Origin of the sequence: Mesorhizobium sp. M4A.F.Ca.ET.090.04.2.1 (assembly GCF_003999085.1) — a bacterium.
Taxonomy (GTDB): Bacteria; Pseudomonadota; Alphaproteobacteria; order Rhizobiales; family Rhizobiaceae; genus Mesorhizobium.
Map to the genome: position 1 here is coordinate 1 of NZ_RZOT01000589.1, position 3,559 is coordinate 3,559.

4 protein-coding genes and 1 pseudogene are annotated in these 3,559 nt (G+C 67.5%); 3 read left to right on the plus strand and 2 right to left on the minus strand.

What is annotated here, in order from left to right:
- From EN781_RS28670 to EN781_RS28680, 3 genes are all read left to right on the plus strand, one after another.
- The coding region (locus EN781_RS28670) for an ABC transporter ATP-binding protein (protein WP_245492677.1) at positions 1–739 on the plus strand (739 nt) is incomplete at its 5' end.
- Complete coding sequence (locus tag EN781_RS28675; RefSeq protein WP_126058189.1) at positions 736–1,515, plus strand: ATP-binding cassette domain-containing protein; 780 nt, start codon at positions 736–738, stop codon at positions 1,513–1,515. The genes EN781_RS28670 and EN781_RS28675, both read left to right, overlap by 4 nt.
- Positions 1,512–2,018, plus strand: coding sequence for an L-2-amino-thiazoline-4-carboxylic acid hydrolase (locus tag EN781_RS28680; protein WP_126058188.1), 507 nt, complete (start codon positions 1,512–1,514; stop codon positions 2,016–2,018). The genes EN781_RS28675 and EN781_RS28680 overlap by 4 nt, the downstream gene beginning before the upstream one ends.
- Before the next feature lie 24 nt (positions 2,019–2,042).
- Here the strand turns inward: EN781_RS28680 and EN781_RS28685 are convergent, their stop codons facing one another.
- Both EN781_RS28685 and EN781_RS28690 read right to left on the minus strand, forming a co-directional pair.
- A complete protein-coding gene (locus EN781_RS28685; protein ID WP_126058187.1) occupies positions 2,043–3,344 on the minus strand; it encodes an FAD-binding oxidoreductase in 1,302 nt (433 codons plus the stop codon).
- Positions 3,345–3,346: 2 nt separating this feature from the next.
- Positions 3,347–3,559, minus strand: a pseudogene (locus tag EN781_RS28690) (glutamine synthetase); the annotation flags it as partial.

The following is a 3,559-nucleotide window of genomic DNA, read 5'->3' on the forward strand; positions in this document are numbered from 1 at the left end:
CTCCCCCACAAGGGGGGAGATCAGACCCTCATATCCGCTTTCGCCAATCTCCGAGGCTGGAGAAGGAGAGTCGCCGGCGACGCTGCCAATCTCCCCCCAAGTGGGGGAGATGTCCGGCAGGACAGAGGGGGGCGCGACAGAACGCCAACCTCTCCCCGTTCGTGAGAAAACTGTCCTCCTCGGCCGTGACATCGGCTTCGTCTTCCAGGACCCCTCCTCGAGCCTCGACCCGGTCATGCCGGTCGGCAACCAGATCGCCGAGGTCGCACGCACCCATCTCAAACTCACCTGGGCGCAGGCTTTCGCCAAAGCCAAGACCCTGCTCGAACGCGTCCGCTTACCCGATCCGGACACGTCCATGCGCGCTTACCCGCACCAGCTATCCGGCGGCCAGAAGCAGCGCGTCGCGATCGCCGCGGCAATAGCCGCCGGTCCGAAACTGCTGATCGCCGACGAGGCGACCAGCGCGCTCGACACCATCGTGCAGGCCGAGATCGTGTCGCTCATCCGGCGGCTGGTGGCCGAGGACGGCATGACGCTGCTGTTCATCAACCACGACATCGCGCTCGCCGCCGAGCTTGCCGAGCGCATCGCTGTGTTCCGCCATGGCGAACTGCTCGAGCTCGGCACGACGGCGGAGATCGTCAACGCCCCGCGCCACGCCTATACGCGCGCGCTGCTCGACGCTCATCTCGGCCTCGATGCCGGACAGTTGCGGCAGACCGGAGCGCCGGCATGAGCCTGCTCACCGTCTCCGGTCTCACCAAGCACTATCGCCGCGGCGGCAGAACCGTCTCCGCCGTCGATGGCGTCTCCTTGGCGATCGGGCCCGGCGAGACGCTGGCGCTTGCCGGCCCGTCCGGCAGCGGCAAGTCGACCATCGCCCGGCTGGTGCTCAGGCTGATCGAGCCGGACGCCGGCACCATCCGGTTCGAGGGCGCAGACTTCCTCTCGCTGGGCGGAGCGGCCCTGCGCGCCAGGCGAGCGCGGCTGCAGATGGTGTTCCAGGATCCGCTCGCCGCCTTCAATCCGCGCGCCACGGTGGCGCGCGTGCTGGACGACCCCTTGCGTATCCACGGCATCGCCTCGCGCACCGAACGCCCGCGCCGCATCGCCGCCCTGCTGGAACGGGTTGGCCTTGGCGCCGATCTCGCGCCGCGCGCCATCCACGAGATCTCCGGCGGCCAGCGCCAGCGCGTCGCCATTGCCCGCGCCATCGCCACCAGACCGTCGCTGATCGTGCTCGATGAGGCCGTGTCGGCGCTCGACGTATCGGTGCGCGGTCAGATCCTGGACCTGCTGCTTGACCTGCAGCGCGAGGAACGGATCGCCTACCTTTTCATTTCGCACGATCTCGGCGTCGTCCGCGCCGTCGCCCACCGCCTCGTCATCCTCGATGCCGGACGGGTCGCCGAGAGCGGCGAGGCGCGGGCCGTCATCGGCAACCCGCAATCGGCGATCGGCAAGGCGCTTGTGGCGGCAACGCCGAAACTGAACAGGACCGCAACACCATGACCGACCCAGAAACCAGAGCCGAAAAACTGTCGCGCGAGCTCGATTCCGCTTTCCGCAACCGGGCCGATCTCTACCGCCTCTTCCTCGATGAACTGACCGCGGAACTCGGCGCCGAAAGGGCCGAGGCGGTCATGATCCGCACCATCGAGCAGCGCGGCAGGGAAGTCGCGGCCGCGGCTTTCGCTGATTTCGGACCCAACGACGCGCCGGCGATCGGCGAGGCGTTTCTGGCCGTCAGCCCCGATGGCGGCCGCATGTACCCGACCGATGTCGAGCGCGACGCGACCCACATCGCCTTCAAGGTAAGGCGCTGCCCGCTGAAGGACGCCTGGGTCGAGGCCGGCGTCGGCGAGGAGAAGCTCGCCACGCTCTGCCGCATCGCCGGCGCCTTCGACCGCGGCCTGTTCGAGGCGACCGGCGTGCGCTTCGAAAACGTCACCTGGACGCCGGGCCACGGTTCCGGCTGCTGCCACATCGCGCTTACCAACAGGGATGCCGGTTAGCCAGCTTACCGTCCTCCCGCGCGCTCAGTGCTTGATGCGGTCGCGCATCGCATACCACAGCATGCCGAGCACATAGAGCGGACCGCGCAGCGCCGTGCCGCCCGGGAACGGCAGCGGGCTAAGCGTCGAGAACAGGTCGAGCCGCGCGGAATCGCCGGTGATCGCCTCGGCCAGCAGTTTGCCGGACAGTGTCGACAGGATGACGCCCTTGCCGGAATAGCCATGCGCGAAATAGACCTCGCCATAGTGCCCGACATGCGGCAGGCGTGACGTCGTCACCGACACCAGCCCGCCCCAGGCATGGTCGATGCGGCAGCCCTTCAGTTGCGGGAAGGTCTGTTCCATGTGCGGCCGCACGAAGCCGGCGATGTCGGCCGGCGGCGACGGCGTGTAGCGTTCGCCGCCGCCGAACAACAGGCGCCCATCCGCCGACATCCGGTAGTAGTTAACCACGAAGCGCGTGTCCGACACCGCGACATTGGCCGGGATGACATTGCGCTTGCCCTCCAGCGGCTCGGTGGCGACGATGTAGTTGCCGACCGGCATGATGCGACTGTTGACGCGCGGCTCCAGTCCTTGCAGCAACGCGTCGCCGGCCAGCACGACATGTTTCGCCCGCACAGATCCCTTTGCCGTCGAGACCTTGATCGAAGGCTCCCGCTCCAGCCGCACGGCGACCGAATTCTCGTGGATGGTGACGCCGGCCGCGACCGCCGCGCGGGCAAGCCCCAGCGTGTAGTTCAGCGGATGCATATGGCCGCCGAGCGGCTCGTACATGGCGCCGTGATAGGGCGTGTCGACCTTGCCGCGCGCTTCCGCCGCCGACAGGATCTCGACGTCGCGGAAATTCATCACGCTGGCCAGGCACTCGGCCTCATCTTCAAGATCCTTGAGGTCGGAGCTGTTCACCGCGCCGACCAGATGGCCGCCGAGCCTGAGGTCGCAGTCGATGCCATTGCGCTCGATGATGTCGAGCACCAGCCCGCGCGCCTCGAAAGCGAGGTCGAACAGCGCCTTCGCCCGTTCCGGCCCGAAGGCCTTGACCAGGCCCTTGGCGCCCTTGCGCAGGCCTGGGATCATCTGGCCGCCATTGCGGCCCGATGCGCCCCAGCCGATCCTGCCGCCTTCGAGCAGCACAACCTTCAGCCCGCGTTGGGCGGCGTGGAGCGCCGCCGACAGTCCGGTGCAGCCGCCGCCGACGACCACAAGGTCGGCTTCGGCATCGTCGATGAGCGCCGGATGATCCGGCGCCGGATGGGCGGTGGCGACATAGTAGGATTTGCCGATACCGAGACCGGAATTGAAACCCGTCGAACTGGAAACCATGGTCACACCTTGAGCAAAAGGTGGTCGCGTTCCCAGGACGTCACCACGCTCTGGAACAGGTCGAGCTCGACGCTCTTGACGCGCAGATAGGTCTGGAAGAAATCCTCGCCGAGCAGCGCCCGCACGGGAGCGCAGGCGGTGAAGCGGTCGAGCGCCTCCTCCATGGTCTTCGGCAGCGTGCTCTTGATCTTGTAGGCATTGCCAGACGCTTCCGC